Annotated in this window: 23 protein-coding genes; 11 read left to right on the forward strand and 12 right to left on the reverse strand. The window is 50.9% G+C overall.

From position 1 onward, the window contains the following. Positions 1 to 391: 391 nt before the first annotated feature. Complete coding sequence (locus HBN98_RS15790; protein WP_083366157.1) at positions 392 to 910, reverse strand: hypothetical protein; 519 nt, start codon at positions 908 to 910, stop codon at positions 392 to 394. 120 nt (positions 911 to 1,030) lie between these two features. Between HBN98_RS15790 and HBN98_RS15795 the strand changes: the two genes are divergently transcribed. The 7 genes from HBN98_RS15795 to HBN98_RS15825 all read left to right on the forward strand — a co-directional run bounded on the left by HBN98_RS15795 (position 1,031) and on the right by HBN98_RS15825 (position 5,049). Further along, positions 1,031 to 1,339, forward strand: coding sequence for a helix-turn-helix domain-containing protein (locus HBN98_RS15795; protein WP_083366156.1), 309 nt, complete (start codon positions 1,031 to 1,033; stop codon positions 1,337 to 1,339). A gap of 348 nt (positions 1,340 to 1,687) precedes the next feature. Then, positions 1,688 to 2,209 (forward strand): RHS repeat-associated core domain-containing protein, encoded by a 522-nt coding sequence (locus HBN98_RS15800; RefSeq protein WP_186352822.1) that lies wholly within the window; start codon positions 1,688 to 1,690, stop codon positions 2,207 to 2,209. Positions 2,210 to 2,218: 9 nt separating this feature from the next. Then, on the forward strand, positions 2,219 to 2,623 hold the full coding sequence (locus HBN98_RS15805) for a DUF4279 domain-containing protein (RefSeq protein WP_083366154.1): 405 nt from the start codon (positions 2,219 to 2,221) through the stop codon (positions 2,621 to 2,623). A gap of 370 nt (positions 2,624 to 2,993) precedes the next feature. Next, positions 2,994 to 3,212, forward strand: a complete 219-nt coding sequence (locus HBN98_RS15810; RefSeq protein WP_083366152.1) for a hypothetical protein — start codon at positions 2,994 to 2,996, stop codon at positions 3,210 to 3,212. 417 nt (positions 3,213 to 3,629) lie between these two features. Further along, complete coding sequence (locus tag HBN98_RS15815; RefSeq protein WP_083369349.1) at positions 3,630 to 4,322, forward strand: ImmA/IrrE family metallo-endopeptidase; 693 nt, start codon at positions 3,630 to 3,632, stop codon at positions 4,320 to 4,322. A gap of 20 nt (positions 4,323 to 4,342) precedes the next feature. Continuing rightward, on the forward strand, positions 4,343 to 4,582 hold the full coding sequence (locus HBN98_RS15820) for a hypothetical protein (RefSeq protein WP_083369348.1): 240 nt from the start codon (positions 4,343 to 4,345) through the stop codon (positions 4,580 to 4,582). Then, the gene (locus tag HBN98_RS15825) at positions 4,579 to 5,049 is read left to right on the forward strand and encodes a hypothetical protein (protein WP_083366151.1); all 471 of its coding nucleotides are present in this window, start codon (positions 4,579 to 4,581) and stop codon (positions 5,047 to 5,049) included. Before HBN98_RS15820 ends, HBN98_RS15825 begins: the two co-directional genes overlap by 4 nt. A 541-nt stretch (positions 5,050 to 5,590) precedes the next feature. Here HBN98_RS15825 and HBN98_RS15830 read toward each other — a convergent pair. After that, positions 5,591 to 5,980: a hypothetical protein gene (locus HBN98_RS15830; RefSeq protein WP_083366149.1), complete on the reverse strand. Its 390-nt coding sequence runs from the start codon at positions 5,978 to 5,980 to the stop codon at positions 5,591 to 5,593. A gap of 148 nt (positions 5,981 to 6,128) precedes the next feature. Between HBN98_RS15830 and HBN98_RS15835 the strand changes: the two genes are divergently transcribed. Next, positions 6,129 to 6,818 carry a toll/interleukin-1 receptor domain-containing protein gene (locus tag HBN98_RS15835; RefSeq protein WP_229755036.1) on the forward strand — a complete coding sequence of 230 codons (690 nt, stop codon included), beginning with the start codon at positions 6,129 to 6,131 and terminating at the stop codon, positions 6,816 to 6,818. Positions 6,819 to 7,249: 431 nt separating this feature from the next. On the opposite strand, the gene HBN98_RS15840 is transcribed toward HBN98_RS15835, so the two are convergent. Both HBN98_RS15840 and HBN98_RS15845 read right to left on the reverse strand, forming a co-directional pair. After that, on the reverse strand, positions 7,250 to 7,798 hold the full coding sequence (locus tag HBN98_RS15840) for a hypothetical protein (protein ID WP_197678423.1): 549 nt from the start codon (positions 7,796 to 7,798) through the stop codon (positions 7,250 to 7,252). 184 nt (positions 7,799 to 7,982) lie between these two features. After that, positions 7,983 to 8,267 carry a hypothetical protein gene (locus HBN98_RS15845; protein ID WP_083366148.1) on the reverse strand — a complete coding sequence of 95 codons (285 nt, stop codon included), beginning with the start codon at positions 8,265 to 8,267 and terminating at the stop codon, positions 7,983 to 7,985. 253 nt (positions 8,268 to 8,520) lie between these two features. Between HBN98_RS15845 and gapS6a the strand changes: the two genes are divergently transcribed. Continuing rightward, entirely contained in the window at positions 8,521 to 8,862 is a 342-nt protein-coding gene (gene gapS6a, locus HBN98_RS15850) for a GapS6a family protein (RefSeq protein WP_083366147.1), read from the forward strand. Positions 8,863 to 8,882: 20 nt separating this feature from the next. Beyond that, positions 8,883 to 12,221: a GapS6b family protein gene (gene gapS6b / locus HBN98_RS15855; RefSeq protein ID WP_083366146.1), complete on the forward strand. Its 3,339-nt coding sequence runs from the start codon at positions 8,883 to 8,885 to the stop codon at positions 12,219 to 12,221. 170 nt (positions 12,222 to 12,391) lie between these two features. On the opposite strand, the gene HBN98_RS15860 is transcribed toward gapS6b, so the two are convergent. From HBN98_RS15860 to HBN98_RS15875, 4 genes are all read right to left on the reverse strand, one after another. Then, entirely contained in the window at positions 12,392 to 13,378 is a 987-nt protein-coding gene (locus tag HBN98_RS15860; RefSeq protein ID WP_083366145.1) for a DUF6216 family protein, read from the reverse strand. 822 nt (positions 13,379 to 14,200) lie between these two features. Beyond that, positions 14,201 to 14,641 carry a TIR domain-containing protein gene (locus tag HBN98_RS15865; protein WP_083366143.1) on the reverse strand — a complete coding sequence of 147 codons (441 nt, stop codon included), beginning with the start codon at positions 14,639 to 14,641 and terminating at the stop codon, positions 14,201 to 14,203. Positions 14,642 to 14,652: 11 nt separating this feature from the next. Continuing rightward, positions 14,653 to 16,104, reverse strand: a complete 1,452-nt coding sequence (locus HBN98_RS15870) for an SIR2 family protein (protein ID WP_197678422.1) — start codon at positions 16,102 to 16,104, stop codon at positions 14,653 to 14,655. Between the two features lie 28 nt (positions 16,105 to 16,132). Continuing rightward, entirely contained in the window at positions 16,133 to 16,627 is a 495-nt protein-coding gene (locus HBN98_RS15875) for a toll/interleukin-1 receptor domain-containing protein (protein ID WP_083366141.1), read from the reverse strand. Positions 16,628 to 17,178: 551 nt separating this feature from the next. Between HBN98_RS15875 and HBN98_RS15880 the strand changes: the two genes are divergently transcribed. Further along, positions 17,179 to 17,844 carry a hypothetical protein gene (locus HBN98_RS15880; protein WP_083366140.1) on the forward strand — a complete coding sequence of 222 codons (666 nt, stop codon included), beginning with the start codon at positions 17,179 to 17,181 and terminating at the stop codon, positions 17,842 to 17,844. Between the two features lie 136 nt (positions 17,845 to 17,980). Here the strand turns inward: HBN98_RS15880 and HBN98_RS15885 are convergent, their stop codons facing one another. Genes HBN98_RS15885 through HBN98_RS15900 form a run of 4 tightly spaced genes read right to left on the reverse strand, consistent with a single transcriptional unit; the run spans position 17,981 to position 23,285 of the window. Next, the gene (locus HBN98_RS15885) at positions 17,981 to 18,394 is read right to left on the reverse strand and encodes a hypothetical protein (protein WP_083366139.1); all 414 of its coding nucleotides are present in this window, start codon (positions 18,392 to 18,394) and stop codon (positions 17,981 to 17,983) included. Beyond that, positions 18,387 to 20,432, reverse strand: coding sequence for a hypothetical protein (locus tag HBN98_RS15890; protein ID WP_083366138.1), 2,046 nt, complete (start codon positions 20,430 to 20,432; stop codon positions 18,387 to 18,389). Before HBN98_RS15890 ends, HBN98_RS15885 begins: the two co-directional genes overlap by 8 nt. A gap of 1 nt (position 20,433) precedes the next feature. After that, positions 20,434 to 22,035 carry a site-specific integrase gene (locus tag HBN98_RS15895; RefSeq protein ID WP_083366137.1) on the reverse strand — a complete coding sequence of 534 codons (1,602 nt, stop codon included), beginning with the start codon at positions 22,033 to 22,035 and terminating at the stop codon, positions 20,434 to 20,436. Next, entirely contained in the window at positions 22,032 to 23,285 is a 1,254-nt protein-coding gene (locus HBN98_RS15900) for a site-specific integrase (protein ID WP_083366136.1), read from the reverse strand. Before HBN98_RS15900 ends, HBN98_RS15895 begins: the two co-directional genes overlap by 4 nt. Between the last annotated feature and the right edge of the window lie 16 nt (positions 23,286 to 23,301).

Consider the following 23,301-nt stretch of genomic DNA (forward strand, 5'->3'; position numbering starts at 1 on the left):
TTTGAGTCCATGAAAGGCCCCTCGATCAAATCATTCGCTCCAGACTTTGAAAAAAACAGCCTTCAGAGCAAGGGGCTTCGTCATTTTTTAAAGGCGTTGAGAGGGTGATGCGCGTCCGGTCAGCGCATTATAATGCGCCAACCTCCCTCTTTTTCTGGGTTCTAGCGCATTATAATGCGCTGATGTATAACCAAACTCCCCCAAGCGTTCGCTATGGGCCTGAAGACACCCGCCACCCGAAATCTGAAAATCTCCTGAATCAGCGAGAGCCTGTGCCATTGGTTACCTCGGCTTTCGCTTGGTTGCCAAATGCGTATTGGCCTTGGTCTGGACTCATCTCAATCTGATTCACTTTAATGGCTCCAGGGATATGTGCCGCTGTGCGCTCGTTTCAATTGGATGTCGGGTCTGATGCAGGGGCCTTTGCGCAATATTCGCGAAACGCCTTGATGCCGCGCGTGACGATCAACATTGGCTTAATCATGTAGCGATAGCTGACGAATAAATTGAGTGCGATCCAGCCCAATTGGTAGGACGAGCCGTGGAAGCCCCGATGGTTGGCGCTGTTCTCCCAGAAACCATAGGCAACGAAGATCGTAAAGATGGCGACCATCAGAGGCAGGATGCTGAGCCTTCCCAGGGAGACAGCAATGAACGGAACATTGACGACCGTGCGGACGGGCTCGTTGTCGAGCTGGATGGCCCAAATTCTGTTGACCTTATCTTTGCCGTATTGGGAGGTCACTCGAACTCGATCACCCGCCTTTACATGCGCATCAAGCGTATCCGGGATTTCGAGCGTTTCGAGTTTCTTGCCGTTAATTTTCCAGTAGTGGTAGCTGACCATGTCCCCGCCGAAGCCACGCGATTTTTCGTCGAGTCGCCCGTCTGTGATCTGCATTTCCTTCATTTTGATCCCTGTCCTTACGTTTGGAGTGATGGCAAAAGGATATTTCTGCCGAATACTAAGGAATACTTAGTATCTGCTCAAGCCGAATCTAAGAATCTCTGAGCCTTTCGGCGATGAGAAATGACGACGTTCAGCAAGCGGTTGAGGGAGGCGCGCAAGGCAAGAGGGATATCCCAGGAGCGCTTGGGAATAGATGCCGGGATTGAGCCAGCGTCGGCGTCGGCAAGGATGAATCAGTACGAGAAGGGGGTTCATCAACCAGGTGAAAACGTCGTGAAGCAGATTGCTGCTGCGCTGAATTTGCCGGTGCCGTATTTCTACTGCGAAGACGTTGAGACTGCGCATCTGCTGCAGTGCTTTCATCTCTTGAAGGCTGAGGATCGCAAGGATGTGGTTGATCTGGTGGAGAAGCTTTCGTTTCAAAGCTGATGTTTGCGACCAGAAACACCCAAGCCCGCTGACGAAGCTTGTAAGGATTTGTCGTCGGCTAAGGAGCGCTCTGAAGGAGTTGAGCGAGAACCAGAGCTCTCAGCAATTGCGGCCTTGCTGCGAGTTCGAGGATGTGAGGTCAATCTCAGCGCCTCGCTGAGATTGACCCCGAGGTCGTTTCTTCGCTCTTTACGCACGCCTGACTTTCCCAGTTTTCCCAATAAGCAGTGACGGAGCTTGGGAAGGAGTCAGCGATTTAGATGCTTCTAAGGGCATGTCTTTACGTAAAAATAATTAGAGACTCGTATTCGGGGGGGGATTGGAGATGGTGTTCAGACTCACATTCCACTGCGTTTTTCCGGACAGGTCTATGATCAGCAAGCGCAGCTAAACTACAATTATTTTAGAGATTATGATCAAAGTATTGGTCGGTACATTGAGAGTGATCTTATTGGGCTGAGAGGTGGTATCAATACATATGTTTATGCTGCAGCAAATCCGCTTCGCTATATAGATACGTATGGGTTAAACTCGACTGGCAGCACTCTTGTTTACGGCCCTGGGAGAGGGGGGGTAGGCGTTGGGGGCGCAGTGCTGGGCGTTGGTGCGGTAGAGATAATTCTTCAGCAGCTATCTCCGCCGATGTTAGCAAAGCCTATTCAGGGCTCGAAACCCAAAGGCTGCCCTCCTGGAACTATTCCGATTGATAAATATCCAGGACTTGATAAAGATGACCTTCACGGAGTGAAGGGTGGAGTATTTGCGGGCCCTCAGGACTGGACAGGTGTTGCACCTAATGGCGATGTTATAACTGGCGATTCGGATGGTAATACAGTAAATAATGGCCCAATTACAGACTATCTACCTTAGGAGGCTGCGATGAATCCTTACTCCTTCACTGTTTCGCTTCGGCTCTCTGGAGCTAGGTTTAATCCAGATTCGGCGAGTACTCAGCTTGGGATGGTTCCAAAGTGGAAGCATGTCTCAGGCGAAAAAAGAATAGCACCTAGTGGGCGAGAACTATCAGGTTTCTATGAGACTAATGCTTGTTCTTACTTGCTATGTCAAAAGCGTGTTGGCAGCCTAAGTGAGTTTATTTCTGAGCAAGTTAGTATGCTTGAAGAAAAATCAGTAAGTTTTCGACAGCTAGCTGAGTCAGGAGGGAAAGCTGAGTTTTTTGTTGGTTTGTATGTCTCGGGGAATTCGGGGGAGGTTATAAGGTATAATCTCTTAGAGCGATTAGGTGCGTTGGGTATTGATCTGAGCTTGGATATTTATGGTTAAGAGTCTAGGCTAGAATATTTTATTCTTAATGAGGTTTCTTGGTTTTAATCATGGTCTTCTCTATTCCGGATAAGGCTAACGTCGTTAGTATATCAATGAAACTGATCCAGAGCCGTGATGGGTCATCCAGGACGGTCATTCCTGCGAGCCATGTTGACTACCTTCGCTTGCTGGGGTTCGAGATTCCGGCCATTCTTGATGTGTTTATTGTAGCCTTCAATCACTGATTGAAGATTGGACAAAAGTTTGTCGCGTTGCCCACGCTGGTGAGGCAAACAATCGCGTTGCGTTCGGCCTGCCATTTTCTGTAATCCCACTCCGATCGGCTTGTTCTATGATTGGCTCCTGATCATTGACTGGAGCACCGTTATTGGATCGTGCAAAGACAACGTCACTCGCGGAGCGTGAGGGGCTGCAATCGGTAATTGATAACGCGCAAAAGCATGCCGAAGCCGGCTATCCAGACTTTACGGAGAGCGATCCTGCTGCGTTCGATGCGGACTTTGTTATCAATAAAGAGCGAGAGGGGATGAGTGTCGCTCAGGCGCTTGAGGCACTCGTCGCATTCAAGCGCAGCCGCAGATCTTGAGTCTTAATTGCTGCTCACTTTAGGCTTGGGTGTTTTGGCCCTGCCAGACACTTAATAGCTTCATCAGTCGTCCATCTTTATAACAATTCTGGCCCTAGTCCCAGAGTTCACATGACTCATAGGCGTGTGAGCGATTGTTCAGGGCACCTTGGTGCGTTAGAGTCCGCCACCGTCCAACCGCCGAGCGTCTGTATACAGGCGTATGGCAGTCCGAGGCTTGCCGCGTGATCGTCACGCTGAAACCCCTGGCATTGCCTGCGCGTCTTTGTACCGAGCCCTGAGTCACAAGCTAGAGCGTCTCGCTACTCATGATCCGGATCGCGATAAAAAAACTGGTAAATGCGGATCCAAAAAATTGCCAAATCTACATGTTGTGCTTTAATTTTATGGAAGGCACATCATGTGGTGTTTTTTTTCATGAATAGATCAAGTATTCAACAAGACGTCGCTCTGCTGCACCGGGAAATTTGGAAGCAGAAGGAAATGCTGTGGCCCGATCGACAGCTAATGCCCCTACAAATGCTGGAGCCCGATGCTGCAGCGTACCTGCTTGATGTTGAATACTTGATGCTTCCAAACTTGGGATCCTCCAGATTCATGCGCTCTGGCCAAGGCCCTGGTATCGCAGGGCTTATTGATCGTCAAGCCAACAAGATTGCCATCTCGATGGCCTACCCTGAGCAAGTTCAGCGTTTCACCGGTGCTCACGAAGTGGGGCACTTCATGCTTCACGAGGGTCAAGTCATGCACCGTGACCGTCCACTGGACGGCTCTGCCAATGCGGGTCATAGATCAGATATTGAACGCGAAGCGGATTATTTCGCGGCATGTTTTCTCATGCCGCCGAACCTTCTGACGGCACATTTTGAAACGCAGTTTGGATGCAAAGGCGCCTTTAAGTTTACCGAAACGACGTCCTTCCACCTGAACCACAACGATCCTGACTCGTTGCAATATGCTTCGCAGGGCTCACTGGATCGCGAGTTTGCCTTGGCTCGCTGTGAAAACTTTGGTGGCCGAAGAATGAATTCCCTGGCTAAACAATTTCGGGTCTCCGACAGCGCGATGGCGCTTCGGATCAAAGAGCTGGGACTGGTGGTGTGGCCATGACATCCAACCTGGAGACCGACATGAATATTCCCGAACAACACACCATTCAATGCCCTCAATGCGGTGGTGGTATTGAATTCGAGCAGCCGCAGGTTTTGAGCGATGGTGATTGGGTCACCTGCGTGACTTGCACGCAGTCTTTTCCATTGGACGACATCCATCAGGTGGGGATCGACCAAGCGATGGAGGTCGTGATTCCTGAAATCAAAGCTGAGGTTGAAAAAATGCTGGAAGGTTTGTTCAAGGGCAAGTTCAAATGACCTTGTATGAGACTCTGACGCTACTGGTGTCTCTCCTTGCTCTCGCGGTGTCGACCGTGTCTTTGGTTCGCGGTCGTAAATTGGGTCAGGTGCAGGAAGATCTGGCCAATATCACCTCAGAGCTTGCCTTACGGCAAATTGATTCGCTCGAAATCGCCAAGCAGGAGAAAGCGGTTCCGCTGCTGGGTGTGCATATTACGAGCCTGGCTAAAACAAGCTATTTCATCATCGCGAACACGGGGCAGGGGAGTGCTTTTGATGTTGATCTGGAGCTGATCGATTGTCCCGATAATCCGTTGGTCACGGCGGGTGATCTCTTGCCATGTCCCGAGCTCAAGCCTCGCAGTACGGTGAAGTTGTTGGCTGTTTTTCACAATCGAAGTCCGCTTCGATACCAGGTCAAACTGAGATGGACGACGGAGAGCCGGAGAGGGGAATCCGAGGTTTTTTGGGTTTCTCAGGCATAGCGTTGAACACTCGGGTCAAGGCATTCAGACGGCGCGAGTACCGAAGGGCGCAGTAGCATGTTGACGCATCGACTGATGGTGCCACGCTACCTCTTGATTGTCCGACTATCCCCATAGGTGATCAAGTTTTTGGGTTCCAGATTAACAAGCCATGTCACAACCGGCCCATCAGGCCGGCAGGACAATGGTTGAGGTGAGGGCTGGTCAGGGAACAGTTTTCCGAAGTCCATCAATCACCTCAGTACCTTCGCTACTTTTCGGGTTTATGAGTAGGGAGTGTCGGGTGCTTTGGTTTGTTCTCGGGATTAACGTGTCGCCTTCTGTCATCCTTTCCGTCGTCACGCTTTGGTTTCGGGCCTGGCTTGATGTGAGTTGACATACTTTTCTCGCTATCCGAATGGCTAATTTCAATGGGACAGCTAGCAACCGACAACCGGTGCATCTCTTTCCGCACCGAGGTTTCTAGGCATGCCATGAACAAGCTAGAACCAATTGCCGGATCTGCAAGAAGAACGTGGCCAGATACGCAAAAATCACTGATTCACTCTGCTTCAGTTTCGTCGTTCAAGAACAAACTGTCGCTGGTGTCGACCTCTTTAAGCTGGAAGTAACGCTTGCCAGCCTTGAGGGCAGGAAATACTCGGCACTCTGCATAGGGCAGGCCGTAATCGGTGTGCGGGCCTTGGATGTTGAAAATCACCTGGCCCTCTGAAGAGCCAACGTAGCGCTCCTGTCTAAGGCCAAGCAAGGCGCCTGCCGTTTCTCCATTCGCCTCGGCAAGGCCGATGACCATTTGGCGAAGCGTCTCGATCTCAGCATCGATAACGGCAGTCGTGAATTTTCGTTCTCGACGATTTCCGAATCCAGAACCTGACGCGCTCGCAGATCCAATTCGATTTAGCTTGATGTAGGCGAGGGTGACGAGTTCCACGGCAATGTCCCTGAACTATGGAGAGAAGTGGTTTTTCCGATGCGGTGATGGCTCCACTCTGCCAGAAATCCCCTAACAGAATGCTGGAGTACCTTGGAGCATAGAGCTCATGGTAACGTCATGACAACGGATGCAATTGGGGTGGGCAATGGCCAAAATCTTCTTTTCGTACAGTCATGACGACGAAGCGCTTCGAGATCAGCTAGAGAAACATTTGGCTTCCTTGAAACATGAGGGGGCGGTGGAATCGTGGCATGACCGTCGCATCCTTCCTGGGGAAAACCTTGATGCTTCAATTGACTCGCAGATCGACTCAGCCGAGGTGATCTTGCTCTTGGTGAGTGCGAGTTTTTTGAGCTCGCATTACTGTTACTCAATTGAGATGCAGCGCGCATTGGAGCGACATGCGAAAGGTGAGTGCAAGGTCGTGCCGGTGATTTTGCGAGCTTGTGACTGGAGCCATAGTCCTCTCGGTAAGCTGATGGCGGTGCCTCGTGATGGTAAGCCGATCACAAGCTGGACGAATCCTGATGAAGCCTTTACCGATGTGGTGCGCCAGATCAGGTTGCTCGTTCAGGAGGTGTCCCGCAGCGCCGAAAATTCGACTAGCCAGGGACTGTTCCAGGGAACGCCTTCTACCTCTGTTTCTGGGTCTATAGCACCGTCGGACGTCATTCGATCGAGCAATCTCAGGCTGCGTAAAAGTTTTACCGACTTTGACAAAGACCAGTTTGCTCACGCCAGCTTCGAATACATGCGCCGTTTTTTCGAGAACTCGTTAATTGAGCTTGAAGCGCGCAACGCTTGGCATCCAAGGCGCCTTGCGACGAGTCAGTGATGTGCGATTTACAGCGTCGATTTACCGAGAAGGAAAGGTGGCTTCGGAGTGTGCTATCTCTATCGGTGAAAGCTTCGATAGAAACAGCATTACCTATTCCGGCCAGATCTCCAGCAACGGATACAACGAGGCGCTGTCGGTCGAGGTTGACGATCAGGCCATCTATTTCAAGACGCTTATGGGAGGGCACTATTCAGGCCGCGCGAATAAGCTGAGCGAAGAGGGGGCGGCTGAATTCTTTTGGGGGCGGCTCTTGGAGCGGCTGCAACGATAGAAGGTGGTGCAGTAGGAATGTTTTGTTCACCCGGCTAGCCCCTTTCTTGGAAGGCGCCAATTTTTCCACCTCTGTGGCATCGGCTCTGGATTTCCTTCACCCAAGACGACGGTAGCCCGTCCATACTCGAACGGGCATTGCCGTCAGACCAGAGAAGCTACAACGCAAATGCTCGCCTGTTAGCCTTCGGCGCTCCGTCTTCGAAGAACTCAACCGATGCAACCTGATTGACTCGATCGACCATGATGAACGCCCCCAAAAGGTATCCACAGACGTGCTCGGGATGAGTGACACCGTCATACGACCAGACATCGTCAAAGCTTTTTTTGGTGAGAGCCATCAGCCGCAGCCTATCCGAGTGTATCTGTTCAGCCGTTTTATCGGGCTTGGCCATTTCAATGGCGATCAGATTATCTCGTCCTTTCTCCCCACGACTGTGCACGATAAGATCGCAGGTGACGTTGATCACCTCCGTATTATCCAATAGGACAGTCTTGATCTTCCCGCCTTGCTTTCTGTTGTACTCAGGATCTGCGCAATAACCTTCAAGACTGTATGAGGGAAGCAAATTTTCGAACTGCATTGCGAGTCGACCGCAGAGATTTCTTTCGGCAGTGTTGTCCCTGATGCTAGCTGCGTCCTTGACCAGGAAGCGGGTAAATGCATCTTCAAAAAGCTGGTACACGGTGCTCCGCGAAATTTCCATTCTAAAAACTCCAGTCCATTGCCAGGAAGGTGGCTCTTACGATACGCCACTAAACGCGAATGCTGGGCGTGGCCTTCTAACAACTCATTAGGTACATTTGGAAAAAGGCACGTGCATACACCTGCCTTTTTTGGGGAGGGCAGTCACTTAGCGATTGCCAAGACTCAAGCTGCGCAAGACGACCTCAGACTCGTGCATTGATCCAATCCCAGACGTTCTTATCAAGCCAACCCTGACGCTCTCCATTGTTCACTTTGGTGATGAAGATGCGATCGTTGTTGTCGAGCTTAAGCTTAAGATCATCATTGACTTGAGCGGGAGTGGCATTACTCTCGACCCATCGCACAGTCTCCAGTCCCGAGTCCTTGATATTCGGGTAGCGCTCCAAATGCGCGATGAATGCTCGACGAACTTGATCGTAATTGCCGCGTTCCTTGTTGAGATTCCATGTGACCATGTAGACAGACATCGATACCTCCTTGTTGAGCCGAAAATGGCTACTGTGAGATTAGATGACCGCGTAGCGGGTGGTAGAATTTTGTCCGCCGTGATCCCTCCAGAAGCTCGACCACAGATCCAGTCTAATACCGCGTTAAGTAGCGCAAAAAAATACTGATATTGGTTCTCACTGCCCTATGCGCCTGGTCATGCGAGTATTAGGTTTAGCCAGGAAGCCAAGTCATGGCCGCCACCAATTCTCTCAAACCAAAGGAGCGTCCGAAATGGACTTCATCACGACTGGAATCATCGCAAGCTCGGTTTATGACGTTTTCAAGCATGGGCTGAAACTGAGTGCCGGAATGCTGAAAGAGCGTCTAAGCCAGTGGATCAAAGAGGACGTTGTAGCCGAGGCAGTGGCTGAAGAGCTTGCCAAATTGGGGATCGATGACGGGATGAGCGAGATAGCAATTACTCGCCGTCTTGAGCAATCGCCTGCAATTTCTGGTTTGATTCGCGATATCAACGCGAAGGTGGCGGTAGTCGCACATTCCACGATCACCAATGTGACGCAGACCCACAGTGGTAGCGGTGACAATGTCGCCGGCAACAAAATCGCCAAGTGATTCGAACTGAGGTAGCACGCTTGACTAGCATTGAGCAGAACCACAGTGGAAGCGGCGATAACGTCAGGGACAAGATCTACATAGAGATCAAGTCGCTGGCCCCCTCTGATCTACTCATTCCCATGGAAATGGTGTTCGAGAGCCTGCGCAAAAAAGACCCGGCCACTGCAAAAATTCAGATGACGATGCTGAAGGCGCTGGCCCAGAAAGACCATGAAGCAGCAGCGTTGGTTGAAGTCATTTCCATCTATGGTGAACTGGTCGAGGTCGAAGAGCAGGGCGCCGCTTGGGGAACGGTTTCGAAAATCGCAGCGTCAGCCAAAAACGCTATCGTCAAAGACTTCTGTTTAGCTGCTCTTCTGCGCCTGGCCCGTCGTACCGAGCGGGAATCGGCGGCAAAAGAGCATTACCTCGCGGAACCTGCTCCAGGGCCGTACTCCAAAGAAGCGTTCTTGCGCTCCTACGCCGATACAACTCAACTTGAGGCGGCAAGCCAGCAATTCATTCTATCGGAAGGGGAGCTTACGGGGATCGTTGAAGGGGCTCTTCGACTGGATCTGGACGATTTGGCAAATCGTATGGCGAAGCGTCTGAGCGATGAGTATAAGTCCTACAACGCCGATGTACTTCAAGCGATGGCGAGCGCTTCCACCCTGAATGGACATCTGTTCTCACAACATCTGTGGTTGAATTCGCCGGAGGTGAAACAGCGTTTGGATGACCTCACCGCACGAGTCGTTGAACTCATGGAGCGGTCGGACGGTACCGACGTTCGCCTCTATAACATGGCATGCCCCATTTTTGAGACCTATCAAGGCTTGGCTCCGCCAACACTGTTTGAAATACTCAAAAAGAATCTCGAAGTATTCGACCCTATCCATCCCGAAACCGCCGCCCGATTCAAAGCCATCGCCGGAGACCGCACGCACCTTCCCCAATGGCAGCAAGACCTTTGGGATGCCAAAGAAAGCCCGCAGAAACGAGCCGCATGGTGTCGGCAGTTTCTAGCAGCAGGTACTCAAAAACTTGTAGAGGTGATTCCTTTCATCCATCTCGCGACCCCGGCTGAGATTGGCGTGTGGCTATCTAAGGAAGCACCGATTGGCGAAACGTCAGAAATGGAAGTTGCATTCCTGAGACTTCTCGCTCGCGCATTCCGTAGTGCTGAAGAGGAGGGTGACCTGCTGCAACGAAGTGCGTTGGCTGATCAGGTTGAGCGCTTCCTAAACGACTGGGGCGACAAGATCCCAAGTATCGCACCTGAACGAATATTCGAGCTCGCTGAAAAACTGTTCGATGCCAAGCTGCCTCACAAGTCGCTTGGCATTACTTCACGATTGATACCCGCCCACGCTTTGTGGCCTTCGCCCTTTGTAGTCATGCACCTGAAGTGTCTGCTGGAGACGCAGCAATACAAGACCTTTGACGACGTCGTATCCCGGGTTGCAGGGGCGGATACGTCTCTCATGATCATGAGCTTTTGCTCGCTGAGAGATGAGCAGTTGGGTGACATCGCATCGGCAATGAAGATCAGCGACCAGATGGTTGCGCTTGCGCCCAAGGTGCCATACGGCTGGTATCGAGGCTGCTATTTACGCAACCGCTATCGAGATGAATCTGAACAGAAAGAGTTTCACGTACAGATACCTGACTCACTGCTGCAAAATCATTCGCGTGAGGTGGCGGCGATACTCTATTTCCTCACCAAAACAGGGAATTTCAAGCGAGCAGAAGCCCGATGGGTGGAATGGTTTATCGATGATCCCAGGGGGCTCGCGGTCGAGCTTGTGAATTTCCATTTTGGATTGATCACCGGTGGCTGGAGTCAATTTGAGGATTCGCCTGAGCTGGAGGTATGTAAGGCCGCTTTTCAGTTTGAGCAAGACGGCAGCACGATGATCAGGCTGATCGTCGATGAGCACCATCCTTCCAATGAGTGCACGTTGAAAGCCTCCAGCCAATTGGCGGAGCTACTTCAGAGATTGCCCATCGGCGAAAGCGCCAACTTGGGCATGACTAGTTATAAAGTTCAGCAACGCCTACCGCCCTATGTGGCTTGCTTGCGAATCGCACTCCAGCTTCGGCATATCCACAACGACGGCAGCGACTGCTTCGCGATGATGAAGATGCCGTCGGATACTGCTGAGATGGTGCCTTTTCTGGAAGAGAAATTGGGGTTTGGAGGCGACAAACAACTGACGACCAAGGTCGACGATGTTCCTCTTTTCATGCGCGGGCATGCCCTGTATCCAGACAATGCTTTCAAAGGAGCATTGAATTGCTGGACTGACGTTTCCATTCCTAAGTCGTGGCTCTTCGCTGAAGGAGAAGCCGAACCCCAAGCGGTTGTGCTTGATGCCTACAGTATCGGTTATCTAGCCGTCACTGATCTGGCACAGCATTTATTGAACGTCGGCGTCTCCTTCGTTTTGCCGGCTACTACCAAGGAGGCCCTCAGCGAATGGCTTGAAGAAATCACTGCAGAAAATTTCATGGCGCTGGGCGTGACCGAAGGAGGTAGGTTGTTTCGCACCACCGCAGCAGATATCCGAGCCCGTGATGGGCATATCCTGCAGGCCCTACGTGCAATTCTGGACAACGCAACTGTTGCCCATCCCGTCCTGCACGACACCGAGCTTGAGATCTATTCGATCAAGGAAGGCATCGACTCTACGGCGTACGACGCGATGCAACTTTCGCTCGCAAACGACATTCCGTGGCTTTGCATGGATGGAACGTTTGCCTCGCTTCATCATTCGACGGGATACAAAACTGCGAATGCAAATGCACTCGTTGCGCGTGCGATGGCCAGCTCACCGTCGGACTTTGAGCACAAACGCCACGGGCTCTTGCTCTATGCTTCAGGCGCGCTTCCATTGCCGCTCACCTTCGGTGACATCCATCGTTTGGCCGCGAACCCGAATGCACTGGCCGGGTTTATTTTGTTCAAGATCATCCAGAACCACGGGCATCAGATTTTTCTGAAAAACGATCAGTCGCTGTTCCTGTTGGACATGATCTTGACTCACCTCACGAGCCGGTTTTATTCGGGGAACAGTCACAAAGCAGTGCGGCCAGCCTATACGCCCTGGACAAATTACACCTCACACGTTTTTAACCATGGGATGAAGCTTTTTTTGGCAGCCTTTGACGTGGGCACCATCGAGTATCGGCTGGCCGCAGCGATGATGTACATGGGATCATCGATCAGCTTCAACACACCACTCAAGAATTTCGTCATTGGTCATTTCATGGACTTTGCTAGAGGGCATTTCATGGATGTCGAGGCGATTAAGGAACACCTTAAGTCGCTGAGCGAGGTGATGGATTCGAGTTCCGTTGAAGCTGGTCAGCAATAGCGGCGAAAAGTCCTGGCGTGTTCGCATGTAGTCGGCTCCGTGACCCATCTCTGCCTTTTCTGCTGCTATTCCAAATTGGCGGGAGCTCAGGTTGAGTATTTGAGGTAACCCCGGCGTCGCACGGTGGCTATTACACCAGCGTCGCCAGGGTCGGAGCACTGCGTGTTGTTCTATTCAGATCGTTCAGGCACGAGCGAAGGAGGGGTGGTAGCGGTATCGCTTGGCCATATAGCTTTCGAAAGCACACCGTCACCAGGCTCCTCTGTTCCCCCCATTGGTTCGGTTATAGGGAAAGGATGGGACTCTGGATGCGGTTCACCAGTAGCCAGCGCTTCTCTTATCCGCAATGCAGCCTCTAATCTGGCATGTAGTTCTCTGGCCCGTTCGAGGCGAAAAGCAAAAAAACCAAGTAGGAAAAAGCATACGCAGCTGCCGACTTTCAGAATCTGAGCTGTTTTGATTTGGCTATTGATGGACTCTGCGATGAATTCGTCATTAAGTCCCAATACAAGATTACAGATAGCATCCTTGTCCCACATGTCGATCGCGATTTTAGGATCGTCGGTATAACGACATTCAGCTTGCTGGAGATGCCAAGTCTTACCGCGCAGCATGTGTGGGAGATCGAATGTCGGGCTGTGGGCTTCATTGTTTCCGGCCCAAAACCAGGTGCCGGTGAAATTAATCCGTAGGAGGGCAAAGTCGTCCCTATCCACGAATTGGCCGATTGCGAGCAATAAAATTCCCATCACCACGTAGGCACCCCGGACTAGGCATAACCGCCACAAACCTGGAATGCCAAAGCTCAACTGGTTGGCGTTGAAGTACCCGCCAGCCCGTCGTAATTCTGCGAATTCCAACTTGTGCTCTCGCATCCAATCATGCAACTTCACTTTAGCTTTAACCGAGCGAAGGTGAAATCCTGTCTTCAGATTGAATTTGTTCAGATCGAGATAATCGTCGGCGACCTTTTGGTCGTCCGCATTCGCGTACTTACCTTCAAGACCCAGCCACTTCAACAGCTGGTGAACGATGAAGAAAAGCGATCGTGTGCGCCACCAGACGGCGCCAACGACGAAAATGCCGCATGCGATGGGCCAGAGTTTGTAGAGAACGTCCAACACATGCATCACGGCTGTGAAAGTTTGTTCGGTCAAGATTTGAGGGCTCCGGTCAGTCGGTAGGGCGGTTCATGTAGGTACACAGTAGAAACTTGGGCGTTTGCGTCTGCAACCGAATAGCCGTGTAAAAATGAGGAGGATGAATAAGCGAGGGCCTAGCTGTTGGTCGATTGTTCGTCATAAAAACCTGATGGTTCGTTCGAACCAAAACCTACATGCAGGCAACCTTTTACCCACTGTCAGCCCCGAACAAATTCTACGGATTATCCGGAATTTCCAGGCCGTATTTTGGCGTGCGCCGGAGCGCGCTGCGGCGGACGATGTAGCGGTGCAATTTTGCGCATCCTGGAGGATTTTTTTGTGCAAACCTTACGTAAGCTATTTCGGTATACCCAAACGCGGCTGACCAAACGCATTGTGGCCTGGACGTTGTTTCCCTACGTTATCTTTCAAGCCGTTCAGTCCTCGAAGGCGCTCATGTGCGCTACCGTCCATGTGATTCAGGATTTGGGTTTCTGGGAATCGCTGCCCTACACGCTGGCATGCGCATGCGCTACAGCGGTCGCCATCACCTAACAGGCTAAGGTTGTAGCTCGTAATTTGCGCAAAACCTACAAGCTGTTCTAGCCCTCGAATAGGACTCTGTCAGCACGCGCAGGCAGAGGTCTATTTTAAAACTCAAATCGCCTGGGCGCTGGCTGCGAGTACTGACCAAAATCAATGCCTTTGGCGTCCTGCGTGCTCATCCCCACCGGCTTACGCTCAGTGACGTCTCGGTTCTAGATCAGTCGGGTTGATGGAAGCTTCACATTATGAAGCTTCCGATTTGGAACATGGTCAGGTGATTTGAGATCAGCTTTACCGGCCGGCCGCCTTGGCCGCTGCCTCGACCCATTTGCCCAGATTAGTGCGCCCATCTTCCTTATTCCACAGATAGTGAAGAGCGCCTTCGACCCGTAATGCGCAGCAGGCAGTAGTTTCCTGATTAAGATCAGCGATCTTACTGATGTCTACTGTTAGGATCCCGTTTCCGCGAGCGAGGCTTTGGGCAATTTCGTACTTAACCCACTTGCTTTTATCGGTGTTTGCGCCGACAAGCACTACCGTAACGGAAGTACCTTCCAGTTGCCCGTCAATCCACGCTTTGATCCCTGCATCACCCTTGCGCTCTACGGCTTCAAAATCAGCTTTATCGATGTAACCGTAGAATTGTTCACGCCCAATGACGTTGCTATTGCGAACGTTCATCACGCGCTGCACATCGTCATACTTGAAACTGAAGAAAACCTTTCTGGCCATAAATGAATTCCCTAAATGAGAGGTAGGAGGTTGAGGATGACTTCATGAGCGCGAGCTAGATCGGTAGCCTCATCGCCCAATTCACGCAACAGTGCCGTGATCTTATTTCCGTGGGGGTGCTTGGACTCATCGAAGGTCTTCATGACTTCCTCCCAGAGCAGCCTGGACATCGATCCCGTGATTCCAACCGGGATCACGAAAATGCCATTTTCCATCGCAATATCGAACTCTTCGCGCATACCACCGGACAGGACGGTCTCTTCTCCTTTTAGCTTGTTGCCAAAGACGAAAATAGCTACGCCAGCATGAGCAAGCATGTTTTGGCGATACTCAGTCCATATTTGATCGAGGGGCTTCTGTCCCACTTGGCTTTGCGGAAAAGGCCTGAGAATGAGCTGGTCGTTGTCCAAGCGACCTCCATTCATGATGGTTTGCTCCAGAACACCGGTGATAACCGCACTTCCTATCCCGAGACCAAAGCCCGAGATCACCCGGTACTGATCCTTGCTAATGGCTTTGCTGAGCTTGTAGACAAACTGCTCCGCTTCGCTCTCTGACCAAGGGCCGTAATCATGCGCCGCGCCGGAAATAAACAGAGTCTTCTTCTTGTGCTTGTGCTCAATCGCTTTGAGGATCTGTGTTATCTCAGCGAACTCCTCCACATAGGTAACCTTTATGCCAACCCGCAGCAGTTCACCTTTGAAAAGCACCTCTTTACGCTGCCGGTACTCAAAGTCGGCCTGCGACTCTCCATCATGCTGGCGAGCCCGGCGCAAGATGCAGTGGTGTTGACGTTGATCCTGGGCGTACTGAATTCTTACGCGACTGAGAATGTAGTCCAAGTTTGGGTCGGTGAAGCTGAAGCCCAAGAACAAGAAGGTTTTGGAGATCAAATCGCCGCTGAGCGCGGTTATGAAGGGTTGCATCTTTACGTGGTAACGTTCGTAATCATCCCGAATCAACACCGCTTCCGAAGCGTGTTCAACGTCACCGTGCATCTTGTAGACCACTGCGTCCCGTTTGGGCTTGGTCGTGGCCAATTGCTTCGTGGTGTGTTTGGTGTCAGCGTTTTTTTCGTTGCTCTCAAGCGCAGTTTCTATCAGTCGATCGTAGTTAGTCGTCCAGTACGTCTGAATGGGGAGCCGGGCGAGTATTTTGTGGTTTTCTGTAGGTGCAATCTTGCTGGAAAATTCGGATACCAGAAGCTGATTTAGTTTAGCCCGGTTAGCGCCGTGTACGTTGGCATGGTACTGAGCAAGGGTCACCAGATCCCACTCTTTTTCGACATCGAGCTCCAAGTCATCGGCGATTGGTTTGAGCAGCTTTTTCCAATCTACGTAGCCGGCAGCCATCGAAAAACCAGCGCCAGCAAATATTGCCAAGTTACCCTCGGCTAATTCTTTGGACAGTTCATCGATGAGACGCAGTTGGTCGCGCGCCATGTATGGGTTTTCTGTAGTCATGTTGTGTGCTTTTGGTGGGGTAGAAGGGCTAGAGGCTGCGTACCCAGGTGCCTTGATTCTTTGTGTCGAACAACGCTAGGCCGCCTGAGTTGGCGGTGTCGATGCGGGAGTAGAGGCGCAGATATTCGTTACCATAGAAAGAACCATTTGCATCAGTGGTGGGCACCACAGCTATGCGATTTAAGGGCTTTTCGCCATCTGCATATCCAATCTCCCAAGGACACCAACGTGATGCAGTGGAGTTTTCAGTGGCGAGGAAAAGAAACCAATCGGCGCCGATGATTGCTCTCTTGATCCGCTTAGCGGTTTCCACGTCCGGCTGATCAGGCATCTGCTGGTCTTGCCAGTCGATATAGATGTCCCAGCCTTGCGCTACAAGCATTTGCTGCAGCCCAAGTGCTAATCGTTCGTCCTTGTGGCTATGGCTGAGGAAGGCGGAGGGTTGCCCGTAGCGTTTGGCGCTGAAGCTGCGCTGTGTGCGGCCATATGCAGCATTAGTTAGGTCAGATTGGCGAATCGTCATTTCTTGGTGCGTCCATGTCTAGTTGAATCAAAATGCCATCTTTGAATAACCAACTCAAGTAGATCGGCGAACAAAAACGAGTGTTTAAACGTTTTTTTCGCCGTCATAAAACGGATATCACATAGCGGCAGGCCTGTTTTGTCACGCGTGTAGCTCGCGATATCATATTTAATGATAAGTCTTCTTAGACTAAAGTATTGGATTGGTTCCTTTTTCACCTATGGATGCTCTCAAACGCCTTTGGGCGCATGAAGGGCAGAGCTCAAAAAATGAGGTGAGTCAGGAGGGGCTGATAGAGATCTCGATCTGTCGCACTCTCTCGTTATCAGCTAGCGATGTTAGTCGTGCTAAAAATATAGGCGCCTTCACGAAATTGTCATAAAGCTACAGATCACTGCTGGGAGCAGGTCTTTGGAAATAGTTGAGGTGATGGCTATTTGGCCTTAGCATTGCTTACTCTAGGAGGGTCTTTGCCGGTGACTTTTGGTCAAAGGGCTTAAAGCTTTGTTGGAGCGGAATTAACTTAAATCGTCGAGTAGTTAAGAGCTAATATGGCTAATGATATCTGGAGTCTGGTACTCAATGTTGTAGCATCATTCATTTATGCAGGGATCATGTCTCTGTGGGGGATGAGAGGGAGGCGCTCTGTTCCGCAACCTATCTTAAATCGGAATGCAACTACAATTGAGCCAATTGAATTAGTTGAGCCTGATGGCTCGGCGGGAATTGATCGACGACTGAAAAATCGCGAAAAGGCTGATAAAACAGCGTACAGGTTTGTTTTCTATCTGGTGACATTTGGGATGCTCTATCTTTCGATTTCCACTCCTCCAGTATTTAAGGCGCTATTTTCGAGTGGAGAGGTTTATTTAAGCAGCGCTCGCTTTATTGGAGAATATCTACCTGCGATTCCTGTTGGTAAAACTAATCTCCAGCTTGCTTTTTTTCTGATTTCAGCGCTGCTCTATATTCCTTTGCTTCTTGTTTCTGCGTTTTTAGCTGAACTGATCTCGCCGCTGGTCGACTCCTTAAAAGAGGTTACGGATCGCATTTTTGTAGCCATAACAATGCTGGTGTCAGTTGTGCTTTGTATTCCAGTGGCAGCAGCTTCAGTCTGGTTGTTTTTCGATACAACCTATACGAACGCTCTTTTGAGCGTTTTGTTTTTCGCCGCGCTGCCATTCATTTTTCAACAGGCGCAATCAGGGCGTCGCTAAACGCGCCTGTTTTGGGACATTAGTCATCAGACCGAATGGGTGAGGTCTCAATTTCACTGCAAGCTAAATTCGACAGTGCCAGCTAAAGGATGGGCTGGCACTCGTTCGAGTTGAAAGACTACACGCCTCCTCCTGACTAACCTTTTCTATCCGGCTTAGGAATCGGGTTCATCAGCTTGTCCCGAGTCAATCCATTCAACGCAGCGTTGTGAATGAAGATCTGAGCAGTTTCGGCCATGAGTTGGAGCTCTTTTTTCAACCGATTATTCTCCTCCTGCAGTCTGAGAATCTGCTCAGCTGCAGCGGTGAGGCTTTTCGGCAACGGCATACTTGCCATGCGATCCCGGTCTGAAGTGATCTCCGCTTTTCTAACTTTGTAAGCGTTAACAACCAATGCTTTTCCGGCCAGCGCTTGGCGGGTTGGAACAAAGCCCAAGGCCGATTGAGAGGCTTCGCATATAGCCTCCCAAGTCAGCTTTTTCTTCGACGGCCACTCTCTGATAATGGCCGTTATAGCTTTAAGCTCCTTCGCGGTGAACGCGCTAGGCATCGTTGTTTTCTTCCATCAATTCTTTCAGGCAGCTTAACAAATCGTCGCTGTAGACGTCACTGAGCCCACTGGACTCAAGCAGTTCAGGGTGTTTGGTCGTCAGTATGCGCTTGGCGTGTGTGAAGTCATGACCCACCATTTGCACCGGGCTACCATCCGGAATCGCTGGATTTTTGTGCATCGCCACAATCTCATCCAGGCGCACTAGGTACAGTTGATGGCGATCGACCCAGCGTGTCGCCGCACGATTGCCTGCCTCGATTTCCTTGAGTGCTGCCTCCAGGTTTTCCGCAACATGCGCGCGCTCGCGCTCCACGGCCTTCAGGGAGTTCTTGTGCCCTTTGCAATGCAGCAGCTCTGAGCAGTTCAGACAGTCTGCAGCCTTCTCACAGGCTGATACCGTCCATGGATGAGTACAGATGCCATACCGGGTCGTTATGTGGGGACCCTTGCCGAGGATGCTGTATTCCTCCTCCGTGATAGGGGTGTGTGTGGTATCCGTCACCGGTATCAAACGATCACCAATTTCCCTTGCAGTCCGCTTCGGGTCTTTATGCATGTACGTGCGTGATTGCTGAACAGATGCGCGACCGCTCCATGCAGTAATTCGTTCGATGGCAACACCCGCCTCTTCAGCGGCGGTGTTTAAGAAGTGCCGAAGTTGATGGGATTTCAGGGTGATGTTTTCGTAACCATGTCGGTGCAAGAAGGAAGGGTAGGTCTTGCCATTGAGCTTGCTCACGTTGTTCTGAGACAGACGTTTGTTGTAGTAATCACCATTGATGGGGGCCAGGAAAATCGGGCTCGTCGCAAAGCCATCCGCCAATTGGAATTCGCGGAAGCAAAGGAGTGATTCCGACATTTTGGGCGGCGTGATGGAACAGAGCCTCGGGTCTACCTGGTAAGGGAAGAACGGGTTGTTCTTTTTGTGATACTCAACCACGGATGCCCATAGTGTCCTAAGCGTCCATCCTGCCAACCTACGATGGCCCTCCATCCATTTCATCAGGTTTTCTGCTGACTTGAGGGTAGGGCGGCCCAGTGCCGCGACGGCTTGGTCGCGTGTCAAAACCTGATCCGGGGGAACGTCCGGACAGGTTTCGTGCGGATAGAAGTCCTTCGCGCCAGATTCGTAATAGCGCGCGAGCTTTCGACCTTCTTCAGTGATTTTCTCCAAGCGTCGGAAAGCCTCTTCGCAGTGGCTTGCCATCACCTGCGGAATCTCTTTCGTGACAATTTTGTTTATCTTTGGAGAGTAGTGCCGCAGGAATTTCTGAGGTTGGCCGAGAGTGTCGAAGTCCTCTTCTAGCGATACGGGCTTCAGCCAGCTCTGTTCATTGATGCGAAAAGGTGCCGAAAGGAAGATGGCCGTAATACTAGTGATGTAGGTTGCCTCATCATTCAGATCACCTGTGTGGCCGTTTGCAAAGATTTCGGCGAGCGCCAACAGAGTTTCGTCAAGGGGAAGCTTCGTTTCTCGGTCGTAGGTAGCGCCAGGTTCTCGTAGGCCTCGGAAAGGGTGCTGCCAGTGGCGAATGCCACTAGAGGTGATGTTGTGCTTGGTGACTTCATCAACCAAGTTTTTTAGCGCCGCGCCCATACCTAAAAGATCGACATAGGTCTCCTTGATGATGGCAGAGGCGCGATCAAGGTGCTGCTCCGAAAGCCGAGTAATGTCTGCATAGCCGTCTACTTCAATGAGCGCTTTTTCAACGACCATTATTATAGAGAAGTCTTTTGCGGGCACCTTTGTGGCGCTTCCTCGTCGCGTTTCCACGATGTAGGCCTTGGCGAACTCAATAAACTCAGGTGCTAGTTGTTGGCTTGCCGAGGGCGTGACGCTCTTATGCAACCCCGCGTTCTGCAAGTTCAAAAAGCGAAGCCTGCCACGAGGTAGTACCCATACGTTGTCGCTCCAGTTAAAGCTTGAGAGACTGGCATATGTTGGGTTTACATGCCTCGCATTGAAAATGTAGTTGGCAAGGTTTTGAGCGTTCGCGATAGCGGCTTTTGATTTGAAAGGCGTTGGCATTAACATTTTATTTTTCTTCCAATTCGGCTTTGCGTTTCTCGCACAATGCAATAACCGTTTTGACGGCCCTGATATCCTTGTCAAGCTGAAGAGGTGCCAACATGCGGCGCGACTTGCTCGGCAAGTGGATGTTGTTTTCTTCTTCTTGGCGATCAATGAGCCGAATCAATACCTCTTCGTGCGGCCCGTACACCCAGGGCTGAAATTTGTTGCAGCGGTAGCAGGGGATCGGCACCGAAGCGGAGCAAAATCCTGATTCGCCGCAAGTGCCCACACCCTTGCGTCCATCCAGCTCAATTCGGCTGGTCGGATCATCGCCTCGGATAGCGTGGGACTCTTCATCCCTGATTACGCCGCTAAATGCTTGTGCCAGAGGAGCAAGCAGTGTCCCAACGTCGTTGTTGAGGGTTCGCGCGCGTTCAGCTGGATCGTCATAGTAAGAATCGAGAGAAATTGGGGACTCGTGACCCAACCAATACTGAAGAACCTTCCTCGGCACTCCCAACCTTGCCAATTGACGGGCGCGCGTGTGCCGCATCCGATACCCAAATTCGTGAAGCAATTCTCCTGTCCTCTCGGAGAATACAGGGCTACCATCTTTCCTCTGGAGGATTTGGGAGATTGAAGACGCGCTTTTATGCCAGATTAACGAGTAGTAGTATTCGTCGCCTGCTGCATATTTATCTGCCAACTTTTTTCTTTTTCTAAGCGCCGGCTTATCAATTGTAAGAAAAAAAGGTAGCTGGCCTCGCTCGATCTCGCTTAAAGTTTTTCCAAAGAAATTCTCAAAGGCTTCGATGGAGTTTTTAATTTGAAGTTGACAGATGCTCCAGAGGTCATCACCCATTGGGTGAACTTCAGATTTTCCGTCGCGAAACTCTCCGGAGTGTTCATCTTTTACGCTAGGAAAGGATACGCGCTTTCCAGATACACCAAAGGTAGACCCCTCAGACTCAAAATCCATATTTTTCAGGTATGAGAGTTGTTTTGGGCGTCTGCCGTATTGAGCATTCAATAGCGTGGCTACGCTATTTTGCAAGCTAATCCGCCCCGTGCCATAGTCGTGCCACATCGTACTGACTAAGTCATCATACTCTTGTTCCGAGTACCAGCCTGTATCGATATTTCCCGCGATGGCTCTACTGTTCGGCTTATGGTAGGGGCGTTGAAGTCTATGAACAGTGTCAATCACCTCGTCACTAACACCGGGGATGCCTAGTGAATGCCAAGTGATTAACATGTTTCCGATTTCATTGGCCGTTTTATCGTTTTCACCATCAATAAGTTTCGAATAGGATTCTGGTGTGAAAGTTGATGTCGGGTTGATTCGCAAAACTTTTACTAGGCAGCGAATTTCGTTACGCATTGTGCTGGCGGACAGCTTTCCGGTGCGGCCAACTGTTATTACCATTGATTTAAAACCCTCAACGGTTTTTTCGTCCATGGTGAGAATCGATGTGATCTTCATCCCATAGTGGCCGACCAGGTTTAGATGGTCACCGTTGAACTCTGCTATATAGCCTCTTTTGTTTTTAACGCTGCTTTTATCAAATTTTTCAAGTGTGGCCAGTATCTGTGTCGGTACTTCAAGCTTTTCACGGGCGCTCATTTGTTCTTCCTGCTTTTACTGTCTTTTGCTGTATCTTCCGCAATTGCCAAACCTGTTTTAAATGCGGACTCGCGCACGTAACGACGATCATAGATTTTGGCGGACTCTGATCCTGGCACCCACCCCATGAGATACTCCCTGTCAGAACGTTCTTTCGCCTCACTCACGCCCTCTGCCTCACACTTAAGAGAGAAGCGATAGTTCCAGTCATGACGAAGCAAGTGGGGGTGAAGATGCCTCAGGCGCGCGTCTTTTTTGATCATCTCCGTAAGAGCAGCCCTGAAAGTATTCAGAGTAATCTCTCGTCCTTGGCCCTGTCCCTTTTTATGCTTTACGAAAATGAAAGCGGTCTTCTCAAACCCCACATTTGGAATGTCGGCACGCCAAGTCCCCAAGTACTCAAGGATCATCTTTTCAAGTTGGGGAGAGATTGCGATGTCTCGGCCTAATGTCTTTGCGACAGGCTGCATTTGACGGCGGTCGTAACGATCATCATGGTTGCGCTCAACAACAAGGTAGGCATGATCACCACCCCGGGCGGGAAGGAAATGCTCTAACTTCAGGCTTAAAAGCTCTCCAGCCCTCATGCCCGAGTCGTAAAGAATGTAGAGGGCCAGCGCGTTGCGAAAGGCAATGCCCTTATCAAATTCGGTCGCGTCGTCATCGTATGGATTGGAGAACATCTCCAATAGTGCTTCGCGGGTGACCTCATCCAGCTTTTTGTCGATCTGCTTTTGTTTTGCGGCTGCTGGGGAACCAGACTTGACCTTACGTTCCAGCAGGCTCTTCTCAAGCTTTTCGATGAGCGCATAGTTTTCCGGTGCGTTCGAGTCTTGGGTGAGGCGCCCAAAGAGCCAGGACAGATAGAGGGCAAGCACGTTCAGCGAGTTGTTGATGCGTCTGCCCGTCACCTGAGAGCCATCATCCTCGCGGCTGCTAACCGAGATGTGCTGGGTCAGAGACTCCACTTCTGGCAGGGACAGAAGCTTCTTGGTGGCGAACCGTAGCTCAAGGTCTATGCCTTGCTCATCAGCCCAGGTGTACAGGCTTTTCAGGACGTACAGGTTCGCCCTTTGAGTGTTCGCGGTCAGACTGGCCGTCCGAAGGCTCGTGTAGGCTGTTGGATAGAACAGCGGAAAACCGTCACCATCGGTATCATAAAGGAGGGAGAATCGCCTGCCGTTCCTGGCAATGTGATCCTTCACCTTCAGTGTCTGTTTACGTTTTTGATCGGACTTTGTATTTTTCATTTTTGGTTTTTACATT

Origin of the sequence: Pseudomonas koreensis, from assembly GCF_012986595.1 — a bacterium.
Classification (GTDB): domain Bacteria; phylum Pseudomonadota; class Gammaproteobacteria; order Pseudomonadales; family Pseudomonadaceae; genus Aquipseudomonas; species Aquipseudomonas koreensis.